Origin of the sequence: Natronosalvus amylolyticus (assembly GCF_024298845.1) — an archaeon.
In the GTDB taxonomy this organism is placed as follows: domain Archaea; phylum Halobacteriota; class Halobacteria; order Halobacteriales; family Natrialbaceae; genus Natronosalvus; species Natronosalvus amylolyticus.
The window spans coordinates 1,755,057-1,779,610 of record NZ_CP101156.1; the positions used below are offsets into that span (position 1 = coordinate 1,755,057).

24 protein-coding genes are annotated in these 24,554 nt (G+C 62.9%); 12 read left to right on the plus strand and 12 right to left on the minus strand.

The annotated features are described in order from the left end of the window. From NLK60_RS08250 to NLK60_RS08270, 5 genes are all read left to right on the plus strand, one after another. Entirely contained in the window at positions 1 to 567 is a 567-nt protein-coding gene (locus NLK60_RS08250) for an NUDIX hydrolase (RefSeq protein ID WP_254810406.1), read from the plus strand. A gap of 200 nt (positions 568 to 767) precedes the next feature. After that, entirely contained in the window at positions 768 to 1,061 is a 294-nt protein-coding gene (locus NLK60_RS08255; protein ID WP_254810407.1) for a DUF7853 family protein, read from the plus strand. Positions 1,062 to 1,282: 221 nt separating this feature from the next. Beyond that, on the plus strand, positions 1,283 to 1,534 hold the full coding sequence (purS, locus tag NLK60_RS08260; protein WP_254810408.1) for a phosphoribosylformylglycinamidine synthase subunit PurS: 252 nt from the start codon (positions 1,283 to 1,285) through the stop codon (positions 1,532 to 1,534). 59 nt (positions 1,535 to 1,593) lie between these two features. Then, on the plus strand, positions 1,594 to 2,292 hold the full coding sequence (gene purQ / locus NLK60_RS08265) for a phosphoribosylformylglycinamidine synthase I (RefSeq protein WP_254810409.1): 699 nt from the start codon (positions 1,594 to 1,596) through the stop codon (positions 2,290 to 2,292). A 136-nt stretch (positions 2,293 to 2,428) separates the two neighbouring features. Further along, positions 2,429 to 5,662: a PAS domain S-box protein gene (locus NLK60_RS08270; RefSeq protein WP_254810410.1), complete on the plus strand. Its 3,234-nt coding sequence runs from the start codon at positions 2,429 to 2,431 to the stop codon at positions 5,660 to 5,662. A gap of 42 nt (positions 5,663 to 5,704) precedes the next feature. Here NLK60_RS08270 and NLK60_RS08275 read toward each other — a convergent pair whose 3' ends face one another. Beyond that, on the minus strand, positions 5,705 to 6,784 hold the full coding sequence (locus NLK60_RS08275; protein ID WP_254810411.1) for an archaeosine biosynthesis radical SAM protein RaSEA: 1,080 nt from the start codon (positions 6,782 to 6,784) through the stop codon (positions 5,705 to 5,707). A 225-nt stretch (positions 6,785 to 7,009) separates the two neighbouring features. Here NLK60_RS08275 and NLK60_RS08280 point away from each other — a divergent pair, with 225 nt between their 5' ends. Further along, the gene (locus tag NLK60_RS08280) at positions 7,010 to 9,148 is read left to right on the plus strand and encodes an SLC13 family permease (RefSeq protein ID WP_254807334.1); all 2,139 of its coding nucleotides are present in this window, start codon (positions 7,010 to 7,012) and stop codon (positions 9,146 to 9,148) included. A gap of 61 nt (positions 9,149 to 9,209) precedes the next feature. Here the strand turns inward: NLK60_RS08280 and NLK60_RS08285 are convergent, their stop codons facing one another. The 8 genes from NLK60_RS08285 to dapA all read right to left on the minus strand — a co-directional run bounded on the left by NLK60_RS08285 (position 9,210) and on the right by dapA (position 17,542). Beyond that, on the minus strand, positions 9,210 to 9,944 hold the full coding sequence (locus NLK60_RS08285) for a proteasome assembly chaperone family protein (RefSeq protein WP_254807335.1): 735 nt from the start codon (positions 9,942 to 9,944) through the stop codon (positions 9,210 to 9,212). A 47-nt stretch (positions 9,945 to 9,991) separates the two neighbouring features. Beyond that, positions 9,992 to 11,521, minus strand: coding sequence for an SLC13 family permease (locus NLK60_RS08290; RefSeq protein ID WP_254807336.1), 1,530 nt, complete (start codon positions 11,519 to 11,521; stop codon positions 9,992 to 9,994). Positions 11,522 to 11,609: 88 nt separating this feature from the next. After that, positions 11,610 to 12,725 (minus strand): M20 family metallopeptidase, encoded by a 1,116-nt coding sequence (locus tag NLK60_RS08295; RefSeq protein ID WP_254807337.1) that lies wholly within the window; start codon positions 12,723 to 12,725, stop codon positions 11,610 to 11,612. Beyond that, positions 12,722 to 13,618: a diaminopimelate epimerase gene (gene dapF, locus NLK60_RS08300; RefSeq protein ID WP_254807338.1), complete on the minus strand. Its 897-nt coding sequence runs from the start codon at positions 13,616 to 13,618 to the stop codon at positions 12,722 to 12,724. Before dapF ends, NLK60_RS08295 begins: the two co-directional genes overlap by 4 nt. Further along, a complete protein-coding gene (lysA, locus tag NLK60_RS08305) occupies positions 13,615 to 14,982 on the minus strand; it encodes a diaminopimelate decarboxylase (RefSeq protein ID WP_254807339.1) in 1,368 nt (455 codons plus the stop codon). Before lysA ends, dapF begins: the two co-directional genes overlap by 4 nt. Next, positions 14,979 to 15,824, minus strand: coding sequence for a 2,3,4,5-tetrahydropyridine-2,6-dicarboxylate N-succinyltransferase (locus tag NLK60_RS08310; RefSeq protein WP_254807340.1), 846 nt, complete (start codon positions 15,822 to 15,824; stop codon positions 14,979 to 14,981). The genes lysA and NLK60_RS08310 overlap by 4 nt, the downstream gene beginning before the upstream one ends. Before the next feature lie 36 nt (positions 15,825 to 15,860). After that, on the minus strand, positions 15,861 to 16,628 hold the full coding sequence (gene dapB / locus NLK60_RS08315) for a 4-hydroxy-tetrahydrodipicolinate reductase (RefSeq protein WP_254807341.1): 768 nt from the start codon (positions 16,626 to 16,628) through the stop codon (positions 15,861 to 15,863). Then, positions 16,628 to 17,542 (minus strand): 4-hydroxy-tetrahydrodipicolinate synthase, encoded by a 915-nt coding sequence (dapA, locus tag NLK60_RS08320; protein WP_254807342.1) that lies wholly within the window; start codon positions 17,540 to 17,542, stop codon positions 16,628 to 16,630. The genes dapB and dapA overlap by 1 nt, the downstream gene beginning before the upstream one ends. Before the next feature lie 405 nt (positions 17,543 to 17,947). Here dapA and NLK60_RS08325 point away from each other — a divergent pair, with 405 nt between their 5' ends. The 3 genes from NLK60_RS08325 (at position 17,948) to NLK60_RS08335 (ending at position 20,054) form a co-directional block, all read left to right on the plus strand. Beyond that, positions 17,948 to 18,772, plus strand: coding sequence for a M48 family metallopeptidase (locus NLK60_RS08325; protein ID WP_254807343.1), 825 nt, complete (start codon positions 17,948 to 17,950; stop codon positions 18,770 to 18,772). Positions 18,773 to 18,862: 90 nt separating this feature from the next. After that, positions 18,863 to 19,360 (plus strand): LabA-like NYN domain-containing protein, encoded by a 498-nt coding sequence (locus tag NLK60_RS08330; RefSeq protein WP_254807344.1) that lies wholly within the window; start codon positions 18,863 to 18,865, stop codon positions 19,358 to 19,360. A gap of 196 nt (positions 19,361 to 19,556) precedes the next feature. Beyond that, entirely contained in the window at positions 19,557 to 20,054 is a 498-nt protein-coding gene (locus tag NLK60_RS08335) for a PUA domain-containing protein (protein WP_254807345.1), read from the plus strand. A gap of 25 nt (positions 20,055 to 20,079) precedes the next feature. Here NLK60_RS08335 and NLK60_RS08340 read toward each other — a convergent pair whose 3' ends face one another. Then, positions 20,080 to 20,892: a class I SAM-dependent methyltransferase gene (locus NLK60_RS08340; protein WP_254807346.1), complete on the minus strand. Its 813-nt coding sequence runs from the start codon at positions 20,890 to 20,892 to the stop codon at positions 20,080 to 20,082. A gap of 133 nt (positions 20,893 to 21,025) precedes the next feature. Here NLK60_RS08340 and NLK60_RS08345 point away from each other — a divergent pair, with 133 nt between their 5' ends. Further along, the gene (locus NLK60_RS08345) at positions 21,026 to 21,409 is read left to right on the plus strand and encodes a nascent polypeptide-associated complex protein (protein WP_254807347.1); all 384 of its coding nucleotides are present in this window, start codon (positions 21,026 to 21,028) and stop codon (positions 21,407 to 21,409) included. 43 nt (positions 21,410 to 21,452) lie between these two features. Then, the gene (locus tag NLK60_RS08350) at positions 21,453 to 22,235 is read left to right on the plus strand and encodes a methyltransferase (RefSeq protein WP_254810447.1); all 783 of its coding nucleotides are present in this window, start codon (positions 21,453 to 21,455) and stop codon (positions 22,233 to 22,235) included. Positions 22,236 to 22,325: 90 nt separating this feature from the next. On the opposite strand, the gene NLK60_RS08355 is transcribed toward NLK60_RS08350, so the two are convergent. Together NLK60_RS08355 and NLK60_RS08360 are read right to left on the minus strand one after the other, a co-directional pair. Next, a complete protein-coding gene (locus NLK60_RS08355; protein WP_254807348.1) occupies positions 22,326 to 22,634 on the minus strand; it encodes a transcription factor S in 309 nt (102 codons plus the stop codon). 181 nt (positions 22,635 to 22,815) lie between these two features. Further along, entirely contained in the window at positions 22,816 to 23,076 is a 261-nt protein-coding gene (locus tag NLK60_RS08360) for a DUF5789 family protein (RefSeq protein WP_254807349.1), read from the minus strand. Between the two features lie 125 nt (positions 23,077 to 23,201). Here NLK60_RS08360 and NLK60_RS08365 point away from each other — a divergent pair, with 125 nt between their 5' ends. Next, on the plus strand, positions 23,202 to 24,527 hold the full coding sequence (locus NLK60_RS08365; RefSeq protein ID WP_254807350.1) for an MFS transporter: 1,326 nt from the start codon (positions 23,202 to 23,204) through the stop codon (positions 24,525 to 24,527). Positions 24,528 to 24,554: the final 27 nt, after the last annotated feature.

The following is a 24,554-nucleotide window of genomic DNA, read 5'->3' on the forward strand; positions in this document are numbered from 1 at the left end:
ATGAACGCGACAGCGGAAGACGACGAATTGCCGCACAAAAACGCCGCCCAGGACGTCATCGCCGTCGACGCCGAGGATACCGAACTTGGACTGGTCAACCGCCTCGAGGCTCACACCGGCGAGGGAACGCGGCATCGGGCGTTTACCTCTCTGGTATTCGACGGGGACGACAACATACTGCTCGCCCAGCGGGCACCCGACAAACGCCTCTGGGGGACCTACTGGGACGGAACCGTGGCCTCCCATCCAGTCCAGGGACAGAGTCAGGAGGACGCGACCAGACAGCGTCTCGAGGAGGAGCTGGGAGTGACGCCGGACCAGTACGACGACCTGCGCCTGACCGACCGCTTCGAGTACAAACGCTACTTCGAGAACGCTGGCGTCGAACACGAGGTCTGTGCGGTGCTCAAACTGACCCTGCAGGACACGTCGCTCGACCCGGACGAAGAAGAGGTCGCCGGCCTGATGTGGGTACCCTACGAACGGCTGCACAGCAACCCCGAGTGGTACCGACAACTTCGACTCTGTCCGTGGTTCGAAATCGCCATGCGTCGAGACGTTCGATAGGGAACCGGTTTCTCGAGTACACGGGTATTACGATCACCGCTCCGACAGCGGATTTTCGAGTGTGCCAGGCCCTCGAGCGAAGCGCAAACCCTGAAAAGACCCACTTCCTCGACAATAGAGAATAGTTAACATACAACAAGGCTTAAGCTCGGGTGGTTCATACTGTCGAGCAGCGGTCGACGAAATCGACCAGTGACACGATGAGTACACCGCCACAGGAAACCGAAACGCACACGCTTGCACTCTCTCACGAACAGCAGTGGGTCGTCCACCACACCCTCGTCGCCACGGCTGACGAGTATCTGGACGACGATGAGCCGGTCCCACCCTGGCTGTTGACCGTCCTCGAGGGTCTCGAATCCGACGAGCAGACGGTTACAGACCGGCAGAGTCGCAATCTCAAGGCGTTGCTCGAAGACCGGGAGTTACCCGAAGCCGACGTCCCGGAAACTCGAGCCGTGTGTGCGACACTCGAGGCGATACTCGAGGACTGATTGGGACCGTCCCAATCTACCGTCGAGCGTCGACATCGTAGGGGCGCCCGGCGGTACGTGACGTCAACGGTCCCGACGAGTGGTTCGTCACGACCGAACGTGTGGGCCGACCGGGACCGGTCGTCAGAGGCTGCTCACACTATGCGACACCGATATTCACGAACGTGTATGACGAGACGAACCCGAAAGCGTTTTTGAGCACGGTTACGGGGTATCAACTGATGACCGCCTACACCGCCACGGTGACCGTCCGACTCAAACACGGCGTCCTCGACCCCGAGGCCGAGACCACACGGCGTTCGCTCGAGCGCCTGGGGTTCGACCTCGAGGCGCTTCGCTCGGCAGATCGCTTCGAGATTGATCTCGAGGCCGACGACTCGGCGGAAGCCGAACAGCGAGTCGACGAGATGGCCGAACGACTGCTGGCAAACCCGACCATCCACGATTACGACGTGGAGGTCGACGAGCGGTAGATGACGGTCTCGATCATCCTGACCGACACCGTCAGTTTCGCCACACGGAGGTGTCTGCAGTGACGGTCTCGATCATCCGCTTTGGCGGCTCAAACTGCGACCGCGACGCCGCGGCCGCACTCGAGCATCTGGACATCGACGCCGAAATAGTCTGGCACGAGGACGGCCTTCCAGCGGACACTACCGGTATCGTCCTGCCGGGCGGTTTCTCGTACGGTGACTACCTTCGTGCCGGCGCGATAGCGGCCCACTCGCCGATCCTCGAAGCGGTCCGCGAGGCGGCCAGAAACGGCATCCCCGTCCTGGGTGTCTGTAACGGCGCGCAGGTCGGCTGTGAATCGGGACTCACCGACGGTGTGTTCACGACCAACGAGAGCGCTCGTTTCCAGTGTGAGCACGTCTATTTGCGCGTCGAACGCGACGACACCCCCTGGACGGCCGACTACGAAACGGGTGACGTAATCAAAGTGCCGATCGCCCATGGTGAAGGTCGCTACGAAATCGACGACGACCGACTCACCCAACTCGAGACCGACGGACGCGTATTGTTTCGCTACTGCGACGCCGACGGCAATCTCAGCGCCGAGGCAAATCCGAACGGCTCGAAACACAACGTCGCCGGCGTCCTCGGTGATCGCGAGACGGTCGCCGTCATGATGCCTCACCCCGAACGGGCAACACTCCCCGACGTCGGCGGGACCGACGGGCAGGCAATTCTCCGTGGATTCGAACGAATCGACCCCGCTGCACCCCAGTAATCCGACAGGTGGGCAGTAGTTTTATTTTACGCCTGTTAGTAGTAGACTCAAGTCCTGAGTTGACTCGAGCACTAAAGAGGGTATGGTGCCTTGATAAATCGAGAACAGCGATCAGTAGGCTCCGGGGGAAGACACAATGGGAGAGCGAAACCACGTCATCTACGTCGATCCTGACCAGATGGACGGCCTCAGTGCCGGATTTCGGGATGCAGACATAAGCGTCGAACACGTCCGAACACGGCAGGCGTGTCTCGAGCGCCTCGAGCGGAGCGACCTGACGTGGGATGCACTCATTACCGAACAGGACCTTGGAGACGAGACCGGTATCGACCTCTGTCGAGAGCTGCAGGCTCGAGGAATCGAGGTTCCGATATTTTTGTACACTGATGCAGGGAACGAGACACTGGCCGGCGAAACGATTGCGGCCGGTGCTGCCGGTTACGTCCCCAAATCACAGGGCATCCCGACCCTCCTGACACGAGTGCTCGACGTGCTCTTCGACGGTGAGCCGCCACGGGCGGCGCCGACCGCAGACGCCGAAGCCCACGACTCGCTCTCGACGATGGCCGAAGACGGATACGCCGAGTCACGAACGCCACACGCGCCCGAACTGACGGAGCGCTCCGAGCGCGTGTTCGACCAGTCGCCGCTGGCGATCATCGAGTGGAACACCGCGTTCGAGATCGAACACTGGAACTCGGCTGCAACCGAACTCTTCGGGTACAGCGAAGCCGAAGCCGTTGGTGAATTCGCACCCGAGCTACTGATTCCGCCGGACCAACGAGACAGCGCCAGCGCCTGGTGGGACAACTGGCTCGAGGGAGCGCCGACACAGAGCCACGGTATCAGTCGCAACCTCGACAGCGCGGGAAACGAGCTTCGCTGTGAGTGGTACAGCATTCCGATAACTGACGGAGACGGAGCCGTCGAAAGCGTGCTCTCGTTCGCCCGAGACGTCACGACAGAGTTCCGTCGCTCACAGGCACTTGAAACACTGCAGGAAACGACGCGGGCGTTGATGGAAACCAGTTCGGAGAACGAGATTGGCGAGCTCGTCATCGAGACGACGGATTCCATTATCGACGGAGCCCTCGCCGGCGTTCGACGCTACGACGAAGACGAGACCGTCCTCGAAATCGTTGCCACGAGCGAACGCCTCGAGGCAGCCAGTGGTGACCTGGCCCGAATCGAACCGGGTGATGGACCACTCTGGGAAGGCTATGAGTCGGGTGAACCGGTTATCATCGACGACGCTGCACCGCACATGGTTCCGTACGATCTCGACAGCGAGGTCGGTAACGCCGTCATCCATCCGCTCGGCGATCACGGACTCCTGACCGTCGCCGCTTCGGGCGGATTCTCGCTCGAGGACGCCGATATCAATCTCATACAGGTTCTCGCCGCAACCGCCGAATCTGCGCTCGATCGCGCGGCCCGCGAACGAGAACTACAGCGGAAGAAAGCCGTCATCGAGACCGTCGGCGACAGCGTCTACGCGCTCGACACCGACGGGCGGTTCGTCACCGTCAACGACACGCTAACGGGGATAACTGGCTACAGCCGTGACGAACTGCTCGGTGAACACGTTTCGATGGTTCTCGATGAAGCGGACCTCGAGCGAGGAAAGATGGCCCTGGAAGCACTCCTCGAGAGCGATTTAGACGCTGTCAGAAGGTACGACGTAACCGTCCGTACGAAAGCGGGTGAGAAAATCCCGTGTGAAGTGAACACGACCGTCCGAGCAACCGAGGGAGAAGTCACTGGCAGCGTCGGTATCGTCCGGGACGTCAGCGACCGAAAGCTGATGGAGCGCGAACTCATCCAGCGGAAGGCAAAGATGGAAAAACTCCACGAGATCGCCTCACGTCTCGAGGAGTGTACCAGCCCGGAACAGGTGTACGAACTGACCGTCGAGACCGCAGAAGACGTCCTCGAATTTGACGTCTGTGTCGTCGATAGCGCCCAGGACGGCCACCTGGTGACCGAAGCGGTCTCATCCGATATTCACGAGGATGGCTTTTCGAATCGAACGACGATAAATGACGGTATCGCCGGGAAGACCTATCGAACTGGCGAGACGTACCGGGTCGGTGACCTCGACAACGACGAGGATGCGAGCCCGGAGCGAGAGGAGTACCAGTCCGTTCTCAGCGTCCCGATCGGCACAAACGGCGTGTTTCAGGCGGTTTCAACCGAGCCTGAAGCGTTCGGCCGGGAAGACCAGGAACTCACCGAGTTACTCGTTTCACACGTCACGAACGCGCTCGATCGACTGGCTTTCGAGAGTCGGTTGAAAAGTGAGCGTGATCAGTTCGCCGCCCTGTTCGAGAACGTTCCCGACGCCGTCGTCAGCACACAGCGGACCCCGGAAGGCCCCATCGTCGAACAGATTAACCCCGCATTCGAACGCATCTTCGGCTACGAGGAAGCCGAACTGGTCGAAGAGCCACTGGACCAGTTTATCGTCCCCCCGAAGTTGAACGACGAAGCCGCGGAGTTCAATACTCGTGGTAACCGGGGCGAACCGGTCGAGGCCGAGGTCAAACGACGAACGGTCGACGGTCTGCGTGATTTCATGATGCGGGTGGTTCCCATCGAGATGAACGAGCACTCAGACCGCGCGTTCGGTCTGTACACCGATATCACCGAACAGAAACAGCGCCAAAAGCGGGTCGAAATCCTCAATCGCGTGCTCCGTCACGACCTCCGAAACGGCATGAACATCATCAACGGCTGTGCTGAAATGCTGGCAGATGCCGTCGAGGACACCGACGAAGAAACGTTTGCCGAAGCGATTCAAGAGCGGGCGGGTGAGCTCATCAGTCTGGCTGAAAAGACCCGTGCAGTGGAGCAAACGCTCGATCACGAAAACACCACGACAGGCCCGCTCGACGTAATCGAAACGACCGAAGCTGCTATCGAGCGACTCGAGGGTGAGTATCCCACCGCCCAGCTATCGTACTCGCTCACTGACCGACTGAACGTCAGGGCGAACGACTTGCTCGAGGACGCGATTTTCCACGTCCTCGAGAACGCAGCCGAACACAACGACCGCTGTGAGCCCCAGATCCACGTCAGCGTCGAGACCAGCGAGAACGACGACGAGTCGGTCACCATCACGGTCGCCGATAACGGTCCCGGATTACCCGAAGAAGAGCGTGCCCTCTTGCAGGAAGAACAGGAGATTACCCAGCTCCGACACGCCAGCGGCCTCGGACTGTGGCTCGTCAACTGGGTCGTTACCCAGTCGGGCGGCCAGCTAACCTTCCACGACCGCGACCCTCGAGGAACGGTGGTCACACTGGAAATCCCGAAATCAGATATCACCCAGGAACTCGTTCGAAGCGACGGCCGAGCAGCCGGGGACTGATCCTAACACGAAGGGCCGACGATCGGCGACAAACGTCCGTCGTCACCGAGTGAGCGGCTGATTATATCCAGTCTCGTGTTCGACGACGTACTCCCAGGTCGCTTTGCACTCACAGTCGACCTGCTCGAAGACCGTCGGGTCCTGTCGCAAGTCGAAGTCCTTGATCGCTTTCTGGACGAGATCGTCACACTCTCCACAGTTATGCGCACCGCGGTCGGTACCGTGGCCGACTGGATCGGAGACGACGAGACCATCGACGTGGGCCGTTCGCTCGAGCACGGTGGCGACCGACCAGAGCCACGGCGGGCGGTACCCCCCGTTGAAGTACAGTTCGTCGACCATGGTGTAGCGCTGGACGTTACACGGATTCATCGAGACGGTGTGACAGCCGTCGACGGCCAGACAGCGTTCGATCGAGGAGACCATGTCCTCGATAGCTTCCGACTCGGTGAGGAACGGCGGTTTCATCAGAAGATAGGCTTTGATCCCGGCGCCGTCGACAGCTGCTGCGTCGGTACATGCTGCCTCGAAATCCGCGAAATCGAAGTACTTGTTCACGCAGTCGCGACGAACTCGGTCGGTCGCCGTCTCGAGGCCCACGGCGACGTCAGTCTGCAGGCCGTACTGGGTGAAATCCTCGAGTTTCTCCCGGTCGACAAAATCCGGCAGCGACTCGAGGACGATCCGTTCGCGGTCGCCGAAGGTTTCGGCGATGGCCCGACGGGAGTCCGCACCGACCTCGCGTTCGTCCAGAAACGAGCCGGAGGTGTAGATTTTGACGAGGGGTGCTGGCTCGTCGGCGTTTTCAGCCTCGTGCTCGAGGCAGACCTCGATCTGATCCATCAACGCCTCGTGAGGGACCGAGCCACCGTCGACGCTTTCGGCGACGTAGCCACACATGGTACAACCCCCCGCGCGGGCCCAGCGACAGCCGCCGGTGTTGAGAATGATCGTTAAACTTCGTTTGACGCCGTCCGGTGTGTTGTCCTCGTCGAGCCAGACCCGCGTCGGCTGGTGGGGGTCGTAGCTCTTTTCTTTGCGCGAGCGGATATCCCGCATCACCTGATTGTGGGCGTCCATGCCCTTGCCCTGCTCGTAGACCTCGGGCGTCGGCTGACTCATTACTCGAGCAAGCGTCTCGAGGGCTAAAGCGGCTTCGTCTGGACGCGGCGATGGCCGTGTACAGGAGCGCTCGATTGGCTGCCATTCGCGTGGTCAACGCCCGATTGACGGCCCCGTTTGCGTAACAGATACTATTTTATGACCGCCCTGACGACGAGAATGTGTGTCCCGTCGATTCGACCCGCAGGGGTTCACACCGAAGGACAGAGTCAGCGGTGCTTTCGAATGATTCTCGAGAGCGTCTCCACCGGCGCGCTGGTCGTCTTCGGCCTCATCGCGGTTGCGCTCGTGTTGTTCGTCTCCGAGGTGATTCCGAACGATATGACGGCCATCGGTATTATCGTCGCGCTAGCCCTCCTCGAACCGCTGACGGGCGTCGGCTCTCGAGCAGCTATTTCGGGCTTTGCAAACACGGCGACGATCACCATCGTCGCGATGTACATGCTCAGTGCGGGGATTCAGGGAACCGGGCTTGTCCAGCGACTCGGCGTCTATCTCGCCCGATTCGTCAAAGGGAGCGACCGCCGGGCCCTGCTCGCGACGATTGCGACCACGGGACCCATCGCCGGGTTTATCAACAACACGCCGGTCGTCGCCATCTTCATTCCGATGATTTCCGAACTCGCCGAGAAGACCGGCGTCTCACCGTCGAAACTTCTCTTGCCGCTCTCTTACGCCGCGATTCTTGGCGGGACGCTGACGCTCATTGGGACGTCGACGAACCTGCTCGCCAGCGAGTTCGCCGTCGACTTGCTCGGGAGAGACCACATCGGGATGTTCGAGTTCAGTGCACTCGGCCTCGTCATCCTGCTCGTCGGACTTGCCTACCTCGCGACCGTCGGCTGGTGGCTGACGCCCGCCCGCGTCCCCGTCGACGCCGACCTGGTGACCGAGTTCGACCTCGAGGATCACCTCGGGAAGGTTCGCGTGGGCTCGAAATCCCCCGTCGTGGGCCTCACCATCGGCGAACTCGAGGAGCGTAGTGACGCGAACGTGAGAGTCCTCCAGCTTCGGCGTGAGGGTGAGGACGAACCGAGAGGAGACAGCCACGTACTCGAGTACGACGACACGACAGCCGACTCGAGCGAACAGGAAGCGAACCGAGAGCGACGTGAACTGAGTCAACGGACCGAGCAGACGAATCGGGACGATGCGGCATCCGATACCGAACCCGATAATCGATCGGAATCGGCATCCAATACGGACGCCAAGCAGCCCGAATCGACATCCAACACCGACCCAACGCAGCCCGAAACAGGAACCGGGTCGGAACCGGCGGCCGCTGCACTCGAGGTCGAGCGCAGTGACCAGTCCCTCGAGACGTACGTCGGCGTTCGTTCCGACCAGCGAATTCGCGAGGGAGACATCTTGACCGTACACGGCACGTTACAGGCAGTCAACCGCTTTGGCGACGAACAGCGCTTGCGCCAGCTACCGCGCGTGTCCGTGACCGAAGCCACGTTCGAAGATGCCCCGAGCGACGACCTGCTCGCGAAAGCCGTCGTGCCGACTGACTCCCCGTTCATCGGGAAATCGCTCGCGGAAACTCGGCTTCGTTCGTTCTATCGGACGACAGTGCTGGCGATTCGTCGTGAAGGAGAATTGCTTCGCAAGGACCTCCAGCACGTCCGTCTCGAGGCCGGCGACCTGCTCCTGGTCCAGACGATTCCTGATACCATCGAACACCTGGCGCACACGAGCGACCTCCTCGTGATCGAAGAGGACGCCTTCGATCGATTGCTCGAGACCGACCTGGACGAACTGGCCCCGCTCTCGGCGAAGACGCCGGTTGCGGTCGCGATTATGGCCGGCGTGATCGGCACCGCCGCCCTCGGGCTTGCCCCCATCGTCATCACCGCCCTTGCCGGCGTCGTTCTGATGGTCGTCACTGGCTGTCTGTCCACGACAGACGCCTACGACGCCGTCTCCTGGAACATCATCTTCCTGCTCGCCGGCGTGATTCCGCTGGGCGTCGCCCTCGAGGCAACCGGGGGCTCACAGGTTCTTGCAAGCGGCCTCGTTGGAACGGCCGAGTTCCTCCCGCTCGTGGCGGTGTTGCTGTTGTTCTTCCTCGTCACGGGGCTACTCGCGAACGTCATCACGCCCGTCGCGACCGTCGTGTTGATGATTCCCGTCGCCGTCGACGCCGCCTCGGGTCTGGGCGCGTCCCAATTTTCGTTCCTGCTCGCGGTGATGTTCGCCTCGGCGACGTCGTTCATGACGCCCGTCGGTTATCAGACGAACCTGATGGTGTACGGGCCCGGCGGCTACGAGTTCACGGACTTTCTGAAAGTCGGTGGCCCATTACAGCTGTTGCTCGCGGTCGTGACGACGCTAGGGATCGTCTACCTCTGGGGAATTTAACAGCAGTTTTTCGTTTCCTGCTCGAGCGAAAAACCGCCATACGAACCCGTACTCGTGAACGTCACATGAATCCGTAATCGTCCGTCATTTTCGACTGCGGCCGTTGTTGGGCCTCGAGTTGGGCCATCAGGCCCTGGTAGTGTTGTTTGGTTCGATCCGCGAATTCCCGAAGTTGGGTCGTATCGACGTCGAATCCGTACAGGTGATCGATTCCTTCGACGAGACGCAACGCGGCGTTTGCGTCGAGGGGCAACCCCGGATCGACCGACGCCGCGATCACGCCCACGCGAAGACTCGTGTCCATCGCCCGAGCGACGAGGCTCGCATTGCTCCCAGTCAAAAATCCCCCCTGTAGCGGCGGTATCGAGACGTCGGACAGTCGAACGTCCCGGTAATCATCCGATGCGACGTACCACAGCTCGCTAGCCGGTTCCAGGCCCGGGATCGAGGTGAGCAGGGTGACCTCTTCGACCGCCCGTTCGTCGATCCAGTCGAGCAGAATTCGCCCGAACGGTTCGGACAACTGCACCGGAATCGGCAGTTCGCTGATCAGCAGCGTACACTCGAGGCCCGGGCTCGAGAACAGTCGAGTGTGGTGGTAGGGTCTGCCGTCGACGTACGGCGTGATCGCCGGCAGCCCGCCCGTCTGGATGTGCCCCGTCTCCGTGAGTTCCAGCTGTTCGATCAGATACTGGGCCGCCGAAATACCGACCATCCCGGGCCCGGGGAAGGCGACGATCAGTGTCGATTCCGGCGGTTCGTCCGTATCGACCTCGAGCGTCAGTTCGTCGGTCATACTTCGAATCTACCCGCCATCGGCACATCCCTGTTTCGACGAGCGGGCTACGACCAGACGAGTGGAAGCCACCAGATGGCGAACACGGAAATAGCGAGAATAGCCGGAATCGTGATGACCAGCCCGACTTTCGCCATCTCCGGGATGGTCATGTAGCCGCTGGCGAAAACGATCGCGTTCGGAGCGGTCGCCACCGGGAGCATGAACGCGAAGGAGGCGGCGAAGGCGGCCGTCGCCATCAGCGTTAGCGGTGCGACGCCGGTCGCGAGACCGATACTCAGCGTGATCGGCATGAACAACGACGCTGTCGCCGTGTTCGAGGTGACGTTCGTCAGCAGGCAGACAACCGTTGCGAGCAAGATTACCATGCCGGCGAGTTCCGTGACACCCAGACTGATGATACCGTCCGCGACGATGGTGTCGAGCCCGCTCACCTGGAAGCCGCGCGCGATCGAAAACCCGGCACCGAGCAGCAAGAGTACGCCCCACGGCACTCGAGACGTGTACTCCCAGTCGAGCAAGCGCTCGCCGTCGACGGGCACGAGGAAGACGAGGATCGCGCCGGCGACGGCGATCATCGCGTCGGTGACCGTCGGCAGGACGGGCTCGATCAGGAACGGGCGGAGGATCCACGCCCCGGCGACGAGGCCGAACACCGCAAGGACGCGTCGTTCCCCCATCGTCATCGACCCCAGTTCGCTCAGCTGTCGGTCGATCACATCTTCGCGTCCGGGTTGGCTGTCGACCGTCGGGCGAAGCACTGCCACGAGCAAGAGCCACGTCACGACCAAAAAGACGACCGCGAGTGGCACGCCGACCAGCATCCACTCGAGGAAGCCTATCTGAACGCCGAGGTTCGATTCAGCGACGCCGGCCAACACTGCGTTCGGCGGGCTACCGATCAACGTCGCGGCCCCGCCGATCGAGGCGCCGTAGGCGATGGCTAGCATCAGTGCCAGCCCGAAGGAGGTGTTCGGGAGCGACTCCGGGTCCTCCTCGAGGCTGTGGAAGAGTTCTCCCTCGACGTCCAGGGGGTCGTTGGGTTCCACGATATCCTCGCGCTCCAGCGGCGGGTTGCGTCGACCGCCAACAGCGGTGAGTTCGACGATCACGGCGGAACCGATGGGAACCATCATCATCGCCGTCGCCGTATTCGAGATCCACATCGACAGGAACGCGGTCGCGGCCATGAACCCGAGAACGAGCGCCCTGGCGCTGGTCCCAACCGCCGAGAGGATCAACAAGGAGAGTCGATGGTGCAGGTTCCACCGTTCGATCGCCAGCGCGAGCAGGAAGCCCCCGAGGAGCAAGAACACGATGGGGTCGGCGTAGGGTGCGGTGGCACCGCCGACGGTCGTGACGCCGGTCAACGGAAAGAGAACGACCGGCAACAGCGAGGTAACCGGAATCGGAATCACTTCTGTCACCCACCAGAGGATGACCCAGGCCGTACTGGCGAGCACGGCCGTCGCCTCGAGCGAGAGGCCGAATGGGGAGGTAAAGTAGATGCCCAGAAAGCAAACGGGGGCCAAAATAAGCCCGAGATCCTGTCGAGAGAGCGGGCTAGAAAAAGCCATATCCACACCTCAGAGGAAAACCCTATAAGTCATCTGAATCGTCGACGCAGTGGGGCAATGCGCGGCCAGACCCTCGAGCGGTCGCCGCTCACGCTGATTCCAGCACGCTTCGCACCGCCGACACGGCCTCGAGCACGTCCGCCGTCCGGACGTACTCGCGCGGGGAATGGGCAACCGCGCCCTCGTCGTCAGCCAGCACGCCCGGCCCGAAGACGACCGTCGGGGCGTGTGCGGCGAAGTACGAAGCCTCCGTGGCTGCGCTAAAGGGCCGAACGTCGCCACCACACGCCGATTGCAGGGTTTCGACCACGGGTACACTCGCGTCGGTCTCCCAGGCCTCGAGGAACGGCGTCGGGCGCTCGGTGAACGCGAAGTCGACGCCCACCCCGTCGGGAACCGAATCACGAAGGTGGGCGAGCAGGGCCGTCCGAAAGTCTGTCGTCGTCTCGGGTGGAACGCTCCGGCGGTCGACGATGAGCCGAACCGCATCCGGCACCTGATTGGTCGCGTCACCGCCCTCGACGACCGTCGGCGTGAGCGTCGGTGCTCCGAGCTGTGGATGGACGGGGGGCGCGTCTGACCGTGCATCGAACGTCTCGAGTGCGCCGAGAACCCCCTCGAGTGCGCTGATCGCGTTGACACCCGACTGTGGCTCGGCGGCGTGCGCATTGGCTCCAGATAGCGTAATCGTCCCCTCGAAACGTCCTTTGGCGGCCGTACAGACGTCGAGTCCGGTCGGTTCGCCGACGATGACGGCGTCGGCTTCGTCGAACAGGTCGATGTTCTCCTCGACCAGCGCGTGCGCACCCGTCGACAGGATCTCCTCGTCCGGCGTAATCGCCAGGGTCACCTGCGTGTCCTCGAGGTCGGCCGTGAGAAACGCTCCGAGCAGGGTCGCGACCTGGCCTTTGGCGTCACAGGAGCCACGGCCCCGAATCTCGTCGTCGGTCACCTCGAGCGGAACGTGGGGCGAGACGGTGTCGATGTGGGTGTTCAATACGTACGAACGGGATGGCGAGGAGCCATCGGTGCGCGTCACCAGCACGTTTCCGGCCGAGTCAACCGAGGGGTCGAAACCGTGTTCCTCGAGCGTGTCGACCAGCAGCGCCCGCATCCGCTCGACGCCAGCGTCAGGGTGGGAGGGAATCGCGACGCTTTCTTCGAGGAACGCAAGCGAGTCGAAGTCAGTGTGTTCCCCCGTCACGGCTCGAACGAGAAGTGGGTGCTTTTGACGGTGCCGTCGAACTCGTGGACGACCGGACCGATGAGCGTCGCTCGCTCGCCATCGAAGGTGATCTCGAGGTCGCCGCCGATGGGACTGATCGGAACCGGTTCGTCCGCCTCGACCATGCCCAGTCGGCGAGCGACGGCGGCGATGGCGACGGCACCCGTCCCGCAGGCATCGGTCTCGCCCTCGACTCCGCGCTCGAACGTTCGCTGGTCGAAGCCGCCCTCGTCGTTCGCACTCGCGAGCACGACGTTCGTCCCCAGTGGGAAGATATCGGCGTGGCGAACGGGCTTTGCCACCGCATCGAGATCGACCGCGTCGAGGCGATCGACGCCCGCCTCGAGCGCGTCTTCATCGACGTACTCGTCCGGGACGTTCTCGACGAACGCGACCGCGTGCGGGACGCCCGTGTTGACCACGCTCACCTCGAGACCCGCGATTTCGATCTCGAGCAGTGGACCCTCGGCCGTGGCGGGAATACCCCGCGGCTGAAACGTCGGCACGCCCATTTCGACGGCGATCCGGTCTCCCTCCCGGGCGGCGTGGCGGGTGCCCGACTGCGTGTCGATCATGACCTCGTCGCTGCCGGTGCGTTCCATCGCCCACTGGCCCGCGACGCGTGCCCCGTTGCCACACATCGGTGCGGTGCCACCGTCAGGCTGGACGAGCGTCATAATGACGCGAGGCGGCGAGTACTGGTCTTCGAGCGCGAGATACAGAACCCCGTCGGCACCGACACCGGCCTCGCGGTTGCACTCGCGGGCCGCCAGTCCCCGTCGGTCGGGGACGTACGTCTCAGCGTCGATAACGAGGAAGTCGTTTCCGGTGCCGTGGTACTTCTCGAAAGGGATGTCGGCGAACGCACTCATCGGCGCACCTCCGGCGAGCCGGCCGTTTCCGCCGACTGCGTCTGGCGCTCCTCGCCACTGCGTTCGAGGCGGACCACATCGTCAAGCGTCTCCCGACGCCGGGCAATTCGACTCGAGCCGTCGGCCTCGAACACGACCGAGGCGGGCCGCGGCCGAGAGTTGTACGTGCTCGCCATTTCGTAGCCGTACGCACCGGCGTTCCCGATAGCGAGCAGGTCGCCGCGGGCGCTTTCGGGCAGCCGCCGGTCAGTGCAAAAGACATCCGCACTCTCACAGATCGGCCCGGTCACGGTTTGCTCGAGGGTCGACCGGTCGTCGACATCGGAAGCGAGGTTACAGATCGGGTGATAGGAGCCGTACATCGCGGGCCGTAGGAGGGTCGTCATCCCGGCATCGACGCCGACGACGGTCGTTTCGGGTGCGGGTTTGACCGTATTGACGCGCGTGAGCAAGACGCCCGCGTCGGCGACGAGATAACGGCCCGGTTCGATCGTCAGTCGAGCGTCGAGTGGTCCGAGCGCGTCTCGAGTAGCCGTCGCGACCGCCTCGAGATCGAGTGGTGCGTCGGCTTCACGGTAGGGGACGCCGAAGCCGCCACCGACGTCGACGAACTCGAGACCCTTCGAGACGGCCGATTCAGCGGTACTCGAATCCGTCGCGGCCGATTCGAGCGCCTCGTTCACGTTCCGAGCGAGGTCACCCATCCGCGAGACGAACTCGCGGTGGGCCTCGAGGTCGTCACTCGAGACGCCGGACCCGACGTGTGCGTGAATGCCGACGACATCGAAGCCGCGTTCGGCGGCCTGGAGGACGGTTTCGACGGCGCGCTCGGCCGGGACGCCGAACTTGGCATCGGCCCCGGTTCGCACCTTTTCGTGGTGCCCGGCACCGATACCGGGATTCACCCGCAGACAGAGCCGTCCGTCGTAGCCGCGCTCGGCGAGTCGGTCGATGGTATCCTCGGCGCCGGCAGTGATCGTCATTCGTGGCTGCTCGGCTGCCGCCTCGACGGCAATATCCAGGTCCGCCGCTGGCGGGTTGACGGCCGTGTAATGGACCTGGTCACCCGTTGCTCCGGCCGCGAGCGCTCGGCGGAGTTCTCCCGCGGACGCACACTCGATACCACCACCGGCTTCGAGCACGGTCTCGAGGACGTCGCCGAGCGCGTTGGCCTTCGCCGCGTACAGCACCTCCGCATCGGGGAAGGCGGCCTCGAGGCGGGCGTAGTTCTGGCGCACTCGCTCGCGGTCGAGGACGTAAAGCGGCGTCCCGTGGTCGTCGGCCAGGTCGCGAAGTCGGCTCGCGTCCCAGTCGGCCAGGCGACGAATTTGCGAGTTCGATGCGTCCGATACGGCGTCGCTCATTGATCCCGTAACACCTCTTCGCGTTCCGAGCGCTCGAGGGTGCGGTCCTCGAGCGCCGTGGCGACCACGGCTGGCTTGTAGGCCCCGCCCTCGAACAGGTCGTGGTCCCCGATGGACGATTCGACGAAGCGCGTAAAGGCCCGCCGTTCGGGCGGCAGTTCGCCGTACAGCACCTCCTCCTCGACGAGGTCGTACACCGGGATTCGCGGTGTCAGGAGCGTGTTCTCGCCGACGACGGAGTTCTCGCCGACGACGAAGCCGGAGGTGACCCGACAGCCAGCGCCGAGGGAAACGCCGTCTTCGACGATGACCGGCGCGTTCTCGACCGGTTCGAGGACGCCGCCGATGAGCGTGTTCGCGCCGAGTTTGGCGTTCTCACCAATCTGCGCACAGGAGCCGACAGTGTCACAGGAGTCGACGAGCGCACCGTCGCCGACGTGTGCGCCGATGTTGACGAACGAGGGGCTCATCAGGATACAGTTCGAGCCGACGCGAGCGCCCCGACGAACGACGGTCCCGTCGGGCGTGTTTCTCGAGCCACGGTCGCCGAAATCCGCCGTCTGAGCAAGCGGGAGGACGTCGTTGTACGCGACATCGCCGTACTCTCGAACGCGGGTTTCGTGGAGACCGAACGTGAGCAGGATACCCTGTTTGACCCAGGCGTTTACCTGCCACTCTCCGCCGCGAGGTTCGGCCGCCCGGACGTCGCCCGCCTCGAGTGCGTCGAGAAACGCGCCGAGGGAGGCCAGTTCGTCTTCGCTGACGGTCGATTCGTCGACGTCGTCGGTCTGGTAGCGATTCCATAGTTCGGTGATTTCAGATTCGAGTGCGTTAGTGGACATATATGGATAGTAGTGGCTGTGTTTGGGTATTGATGGTTACGATGAGGTGACGGTCGAAAAGTCGTATTGGCCCGGTTCTTTCCCCGCGAGCCAGACGGCCGCGTCGACGGCCCCCGCAGCGAACACGCCGCGGTCTTCGGCCCGGTGGGTCAATCGCAGTTCCTCGTGGTTACCCGCGACCACGACCTCGTGTTCGCCGGTTATCGAGCCCGCGCGCAGGGCGTGTACGCCGATTTCACCAGCTTCGCGGGGCTGGTCACCCTCGCGACCGTGCGTTCGTCCCGTGAAGTCACCCGCGGATTCGATCTCCTCGAGCAGTCTGTTCGCGGTGCCACTCGGTGCGTCTCGCTTCCCGTTGTGGTGTGTCTCGACCAGTTCGACGTCGTAGCCAGGCAGACTCGAGACGGCGTCGCCGATGATGTCGACGAGCGTCTGGACGCCGCGAGCGAAGTTCGGTGCGTGGAGCAACGGAATCGCGTCACCGTAGGCCTCGAGTTGATTACGCTGGGGGGCCGAAAAGCCGGTCGTCCCCGTCACGAACGCGACGCCCGCCTCCGCACACGCACTCGCGTACTCGAGCGTCGATTCCGGGCCGGTAAAGTCGACGACGACGTCCGGTTCGCGTTCCTCGAGGAGCGGAACGAACTCGAGTGCGGATTCGATTTCGATGCCTGCGACGGTCTCGACGTCGGAGGATCGGTTGACCGCGAACGCAAGCGAACAGTCCTCTCGCTCGAGGACGCGTTCGAGCACGGCCTGGCCCATTCGACCGGTTGCTCCGGTTACGCCGACGCTGACACTCATTACTCGGCCTCCGCCCTCGAAACGTCGGCCGTCTCGAGGTCGTTGAGAATGGATTCGAGGGGTTCGCGGTTCTCCTCGCGCAGGCGCGTCAACGGCGATCGCAGTCGACCGGGCCCGTAGCCGCGGATTTCCATCGCTTCCTTGACCGGTATCGGGTTGGTCTCGACGAACAGTTCGCGCATCAGCGGCCCGAGTTCGTGATGGATCGCCCGAGCGCGCTCGTAGTCACCCTCGAGTGCGGCCCCGACCATGGCGACGGTTCGCTCGGGTTCGATGTTCGCGACGACGCTGATGGCGCCGCTCCCGCCGACCGACAGCAACGGCAACGTGAGTGCATCGTCGCCGGAGAGGACCGAAAAATCGTGCTCGGTCGTTCGTTCGACGATTTCGCCGATAACGCCGAGGTCACCCTCTGCTGCCTTGTACCCCGCAATCGTTGGATGGGAAGCCAGTTCGACCACGGTGTCGGGTTCGATCGTCTGTCCCGTTCGGGAGGGGACGTTGTAAACGATCTGTGGCACGTCGACGGCGTCCGCGATGGTCCGGTAGTGCTCGAGGAAGCCCTGCTGTTCGGGCTTGTTGTAGTACGGGGAAATCAGGAGGAGGCCGTCGGCACCGGCGTCGGCCGCTCGTTCGGAGAGTTCGAGCGCTTCACGCGTATTGTTCGAACCGGTGCCCGCGATGACTGGAACGTCGTCGACGGCGTCGATAACCGCCTCGACGACCCGGACGTGTTCGTCGTGCGTCAGCGTCGCGGACTCGCCGGTCGAGCCGACGGGAACCAGGCCGTCGACCCCAGCGGCCTCGAGGCGCTGTGCGTCGGTCTGCAGTGTTTCGAAGTCGATGCGTTCGTCGGCGTCGAAGGGCGTACACATCGCCGGGAAGACGCCCGTAAAGTCGATATCGTGTGTCATTGGTGTGGTCGGTGGAGTGGTGTGGTGACCGATCTCGAGAGCGTGTCTGACCGGTCGACTCCGCCTCGAGTGATGGTCACCTGGTCGGTCGAAGTTCGTGCGTGCGTTCGGAGTCGCGCCCGAGACGAGGTTGCTACCCTCGCAGCGAGCACTCTCACACGCGTTTTTTCAGAAAACGAGGGGCCGCGTCGCTCACGGTCGACGAGCGACCCTCGAGTGTGACGCGGCGCATGTACCAACCCACGAACGCAACGGACTTATCGGTTGTGACTTTCGACAAATGCTGCCTCGTATGGTATCACACGACACAGCAACGGACGGTGCAGGAGAACGTGTCAATCCACATTGGTTGTATCGGTCGATTCCCGCGACTTTTATACGGTCGAATCCCTAAATCGAGGGCACATGACCGACTTTGGACTAAAAGTTCGAATGGCCGTCGTCGGCACGATCCTCTTTGGATTTTACCTCCTCGTGGCGACGTTCGCCCTGAGCGTCTTTGGCTTTGGGTACTGGCCCATCGTGGGACTGGGACTGCTCGTGTTGCCTGCCATCCAGTATAAAATCGGCAAGTGGGCCGCACTCCGCGGCGCAGAGCCGATGCCGGAAGAGGGGCAGTATCAACAGATCCACTTCATGACCGAGAAACTGAGTCGGAAGATGGGCATCGACAAGCCCAAACTCATGGTGATGGACATGGGCACGCCCAACGCCTTCGCCACCGGTCGAAAGGGGGCCGGCGTCGTCGTCGTCTCCACGGAACTCATCCGCCTGCTCGAGAAAGACGAACTCGAGGGTGTCATCGCCCACGAACTCGCCCACATCAAAAACCGAGACGTCGTGGCGATGGTCATCGGCAGTTCCATCGCGATGATGGTCGGATACGTCGCCTACTTCGCCGTTCTCATGGGTGGCGAACGCAACATCGGCACCTACGTCGTGGCGATGGCCGCCTCCATGCTGGCGAACCTGCTCGTCACGATCTTCGTCCTCGCCATCTCGCGCTATCGCGAGTACGTCGCGGACGACGACGCACGCCAGGCGATCGGGGCCGGCGACCCGCTCGCACGCGCCCTCGAGAAGATCTCTCGCGGCGCGGAAGGTCGGGAGTCGAATCTCGACGATAGCGTCAGCGCGATGGCGATCTTCAACGGTGACAAGGGCCTGATGGCGACGCTGTTTGCGACCCACCCACCGGCCGAAAAACGCATCGAAAAGCTTCGATCCTGAACCGCTCGTGGCACCACTTTTCCCGATTCCCACTCGAGTAGCGATAGCCATGGCGTAACCACTATCACGCGGTGTCGTGTCAGTACAGCTATGACGGACGTTCATCCGGGCCAACGCGTCGCCGTGCTCGTCGACGCACAGAACCTGTATCACACGGCCCAGAGCATCTATAGCCGGAATATCGACTACTCTGCATTACTCGAGGGAGCCGTCGACGGACGTGAACTGACACGCGCAATCGCGTACGTCATCCGTGCGGATTCGCCAGAAGAGGAGAGTTTTTTCGAGGCGCTGTACGACATCGGCTTCGAGACCAAGATCAAGGACATCAAGCGGTTTTCCGACGGCACCAAAAAGGCCGACTGGGACGTCGGGATGAGTCTGGACGCCGTCACCCTCGCGAACCACGTCGACGCCATGGTGCTCTGTACGGGCGACGGTGACTTCTCGCGACTCTGTTCGCACCTGCGTCACGAAGGTGTCAAGGTCGAAGTGATGGCGTTCGAGGCCTCGACCGCAGAAGAACTCATCGACGCCACGGACGATTTCGAAGACCTGGGTGGCGACCACGAGACGTATCTGCTCTAAACTTCAGTTTTAGTAGCATGAGGTATTGCTTCGATAATATGTAGATTTGGATTTGAAACCATATAGCTCTTTTTTCAATATCATACGTATCGTTCTAGCTGAATTGGCTTCAGTTACAGTAGCAAACACTCCGAGATGGAGGCAGACCGGAGTGCGACTCGAAGCCCTTTCCTCGAGCCACACCAAACACGGACCAATGAGCACACACGCCGAGTCCAACGGTGGCGACGAGTTCGCAGACTTGCGGACCATCGCCGACTACCAGTTCGGGGCCGGAGCCGGAGCCGCCCTCTTTCCACTCGACGAAGAGAGTGATCTCGAGATCGACCGCACGACCTCGGGTCGGCCCCAGCAGATCCACGCTGCCGCCGGCCGTCTCGTCTCCTACGGCACCGACGGCCGATTCACCCTCGGCCTCGAAGGCGGCCGTCGACTCCACGAGGCCCTCGAGTATCCCGCCTATCGGGTCGTCGTCGACGACGAGAGCGAGCCCTTCGTTCGCGACGGCAAGAACGTCTTCTCGAAGTTCGTGCTCGAGGCCGGCGAGGAGATTCGGGCCGGTGACGACGTGGTCGTCGTCCACGAGCGCGGCGAGGTGATCGCCGTCGGGCGCGCCGAACTCGACGGGCGCTCGATTCTGGATTTCGAGACGGGAATGGCCGTTCACGTTCGGAACGGAGCCGGGTCCGCCTGACAGTACGGGTGGTACGAACCGCCGGTCAAGAGTATCTGGGCGACTCGAGCCGACGCGCCCGAATCAAACACTTGTGGTTCGCGAACGACTCCACCCGTCCATCCACCACCTCGATTTCGAACGCGGCTTTCGCGTCGGGACTCGCCTCCCGGAGCAGCCGTTGAACCTCGTATCGGGGCTCGCCCGTGCACGACTGGCCGTCGGCCCAGTGCTCGAAGTCGAGGCGCTTTTTCGTGCGTTCGGTCGCCTCGATCTCGAACCCAGCGGCGCGCAGCCACCCGAGCCACCGCTCGGTCGTGTAGCACTCGACGTGGGTCGGGTCGCGAAGCCGTTCGACGTGGTTGATGAACTCGCCGAGACCCTCGTCCTCCGGGGCCACCGAGTCCTCGAAAGCGAAGGTGCCGCCGGGCTCGAGGACGCGAGCGACTTCCGAGACGAAGGCGACGGGGTCGGGAAAGTGGTGGGCGGCGATCCGGCAGGTGATTGCGTCGAAGGATCCTGGCGCGAACGGCAGACGCTCGGCGTCGAGGACCGCTCCCTCGAGTCCGTCGTCGGCCTCGAGCGCCGTCGCGACCATGGATGGGGCGGCGTCGGCGGCGACCACCCTATCGACGCCCCGGGCGGCGACCGCGCCCGCGGTGTGGCCGGCCCCCGTTGCGACGTCCAGCGCCCTCGTCGCGTCGGCACACCAGTCGGCCAGTCGCTCGAGGTCGGCTCCCCCGCTGTGGGTGTCGCTCTCGAGGTAGTGAGCAGCGGCGTCGTCGAACGCGTTGGCCGCCGCCCGTTTTCGCTCGCTGGCGGAGCGATCAAATGAGCCAGCATCGACGTCGTCGTCCATACCCGCAATGGGTTCGCGGGGGCCGTGAACGTACCGTTCGGATCGAATTCTCGACTCGGGGGCGGGAAGTCAGGCCGACGACTGCGGGTACGGTTCCGGTGGGTTTTTGGCCGCGGCTGGCAACCACTCGAGTATGTTTGGAGGAGGCGGCGGACTCAACCCGCGCAAGATGGAACAGATGATGAAGCAGATGGGCATCGACGTCGACGAACTCGAGGCCGAAGAGGTCATCATCCGGACGGCAGACCACGACCTCGTGTTCAGCGACGCGGACGTCACCAAGATGGACGCCCGCGGTCAGGAAACCTACCAGATCATCGGCACCCCCGAAGAACGCGAACGCGGCGCGGCCGGCGGCGAGGCTGCTGGCGACAGCGGCGCTGACGATAGTTCGGCGATTCCGGAGTCGGACATCGAAATCGTGGCTGCCCGAACCGGCGTCAGCGAATCCGACGCGAAAGCCGCACTCGAAGCCGTCGACGGCGACCTCGCCGCGGCCGTCGACCGACTCGAGTAACGTGGCAGACTCGAACGCAGACGCCCCGGAGGACGAGCCAGCAGTGGATGCTGACACGACGGACGAGACAGTGAACCCAGACCTCGAGGACCAGCCACCGGTACTCCTCGTCCACGAGGACCGCGAACACCTGGTCCAGCCAGGCGAGGAGTTCGGCTCCGATCTGGGCGTTCTCGAGGTTCCCATCGACGTCGAACCCGGACAGGTACTCGAGACCCATCTCGGCACCGAGTTCCACGTCCGGCGACTTCGCGGGCCGGATCTGTTCCATCACTTCGAGCGCACCGGTGCGCCGATGGTTCCCCGCGACGTCGGCCTCATCATCGGCGAAACCGGCGTCAGCGTGGGAGACCGCGTCCTCGACACCGGCACCGGAACGGGCGTGCTGGCCGCGTCGATGGCCCGCGCCGGTGCAACGGTGGTGAGCTACGAACGCAACGCCGAGTTCGCCGACGTGGCCCGCGAGAACATGATCCTCGGCGGCGTCGCCTCGAGCGTCGACGTCCGCACCGGCGATTTGCGGGACGACCTCGAGGAACTGGCCGACGGACCGGGTTTCGACGTGCTCACGCTCGATACGGGCAACGCCCCCGAAATCGTCGCCCACGCGCCGGACTTGCTTGTCGACGGCGGCTTCGTCGCCGTCTACAGCCCGTTCGTCGAAACCGCACGCGAAGCGAGTGAAGTCGCCCGAGAGGTCGGCCTCTCGAACGTCGTCACTCGAGAGACGATTCAGCGGGAGATGACCTTCGACCAGCGCGGTTCGCGCCCCTCGACAGCCCCCGTAGGCCACACCGGCTATCTGCTGCTCGCTCGAGCGGAGTGATCGATTCGATACCGAGTCGCCGCTCGAGTGTTCGGAAGACGGGTGGCGACCAGTTGACGTCAGATATCTGGACCGGTCTTCAACTGGCGGTCAGTGGTCGTCTTCGCGCCACTTGTGCTCGCAGTTGCTACAGATGAAAAACCGAGTTTCGGACTCGTCAGCCGAGCGAATCTGCTGGAGATACCAGTACGCGCGGTCGTGTCCACACTCGGGACAGCGGGCGTCGGTTTCGGGCAGCGAGGTCTCATCGGAGGATTCGATCACTTCGGTGACTTCCTGGTCTTCGGTGACCGTGTATGCAGCCGTGTCGCCTTTCGGTTTGGTAAATCCGCAGCTGCCACACTCCCACAGGCCGTCGCTGGCTTTCATCATCGAACCGCATTCGTCGCAGAATTCCATGTATCCGGCTACGGCGGTCGATACCTATTAATTGCCCGTTCTTCGAGCGGACCCCAGCCGATATCGACGACCGTGATACGAAACGACCCTGCCGAGCGTTTTGACTCGAGGTGTCGATAAACCGTCGCTACAGGGATCAAAACGGTGAGAGACAGCGTCGGTCGACACACAGATATGACGACTACCCCTCTCCTTCCGACTGGTACCGTTCGCCAACCGCTTCGACCGGGAGCGTGTTGTGCAGGCTGTACTGTAGCTCTTCCCTCGATTCGTATCGCTCGGTCCCAGTTTCGGCAACCAGCTTTCCGAGGTCGGCTTCGCCATCGGCGAGCAAGAGCGTGGTCCCATCGAACGCCGCGGCGGCGTCCGCTCGAGAGACCGGGTACGAGAGATCGGCGAGAGCGGGCTCGAGGCGACTGAGTTTGATCGAGTCTGGTGACACGAACGTAGTCACGTCGCCAACGGACTTGAACGTCGTTGGCGGTCGGAAAGACAGTCACGGGCCCGCACACGATCGTCGTATCGCTTCCGGAACGGTAAACCCTCTCGAGCGTCGACCGGCTACTAATGGACCCAGTCGGTCGACTCGTTCGGGCGTTTCGTGTCGACCAACGGGTGCTCGCGCTGGCGTTCGCCCGAATGGCCGACGGGGTCGGTAACTCGTTTCTGATTATCGTCATCCCGCTGTACGTAGGTAGCGAAGTCGTGGGCGGGCGGACGTTCGGCCTCGAGGAAGCCGTCATCATCGGAATTATCCTCTCGCTGTACGGATTTCTCAACAGTAGCGCCCAGCCGATTACGGGTAGACTTTCAGACCGGGCCGGCAAGCGAAAGGCGTTCATTCTCGTCGGACTCGCCGGCCTGACGGTCACCAACCTCGCCTACGTCTTCGCGGGAAGCTACGCCCAGTTGCTCGCCATCCGTGGCCTCCAGGGGGTGAGCGTCGCGTTCATCGTCCCCACCTCGATTGCGCTGGTGAACGAACTCGCGACGACGCGCGACCGCGGCGGCAACATGGGCGTCTACAACACGTTTCGGCTGATCGGCTTCGGGGCCGGTCCTGTCGTTGCCGGGGCCGTCGTGGCTACAGGCCCCTACACGCTCTCGCTGCCAGCACTCGAGACGACTGCAGCGCTCGAGGCAATCGGGTCACTGACGATAAGCGGCTTCGACGCCGCGTTCTACGTGGCGACGATTACCGCCGCCATCAGCTACCTCATGGTCACCGTGCTCGTCTCCGACCCCGAAGCCACGAAAGCAAACGCGAGCGACGACCTGGCGATTGCGGTCCGGGACCCGACCGGAGAGAAGCTCCTCGATCCGGTTTTCACCCTCGGTATCGCAACCCTCTTTCTGGCGGCTTCGATCGCACTGTTCGCCACGATTCAGCCACAGGTGAACGCCCATCTCGAGCAGAGTTCGACCTGGTTCGGATTGCAGTTCGCGGCGTTCGTCCTCGCACAGATACTGCTCCAGACGCCGGTCGGACGAGCGTCTGACCGATTCGGTCGGCGGCCGTTCATCGTCCTCGGAATGGTGTTGCTCGTTCCGACGACGATCGTTCAAGGGTTCGTCCTCACCTCGGAAATGATGTTTCTCGCCCGACTCAGTCAGGGAGTTGCCGGCGCGATGGTGTTCGCCCCGTCGCTGGCGCTGGCCGGCGATTTAGCGGGCGAGGGCGAATCCGGAACCAAGCTATCAGTGCTGACGATGGCCTTCGGATTCGGCATCGCACTCGGGCCGTTCGCTTCGGGCGTCTTGATTAGCTACGGGTTCCAGGTGCCGTTTCTCTTCGGCGGCCTGATCACCGCCATCGGCGCTGGCCTCGTCTATACACAGGTCGAAGAAACCCTCGAACGACCGCCTCGAGTCCGAGTGGCTGACGACGAGTAACGAAACCTATCAACCGCCTCCAGAGAC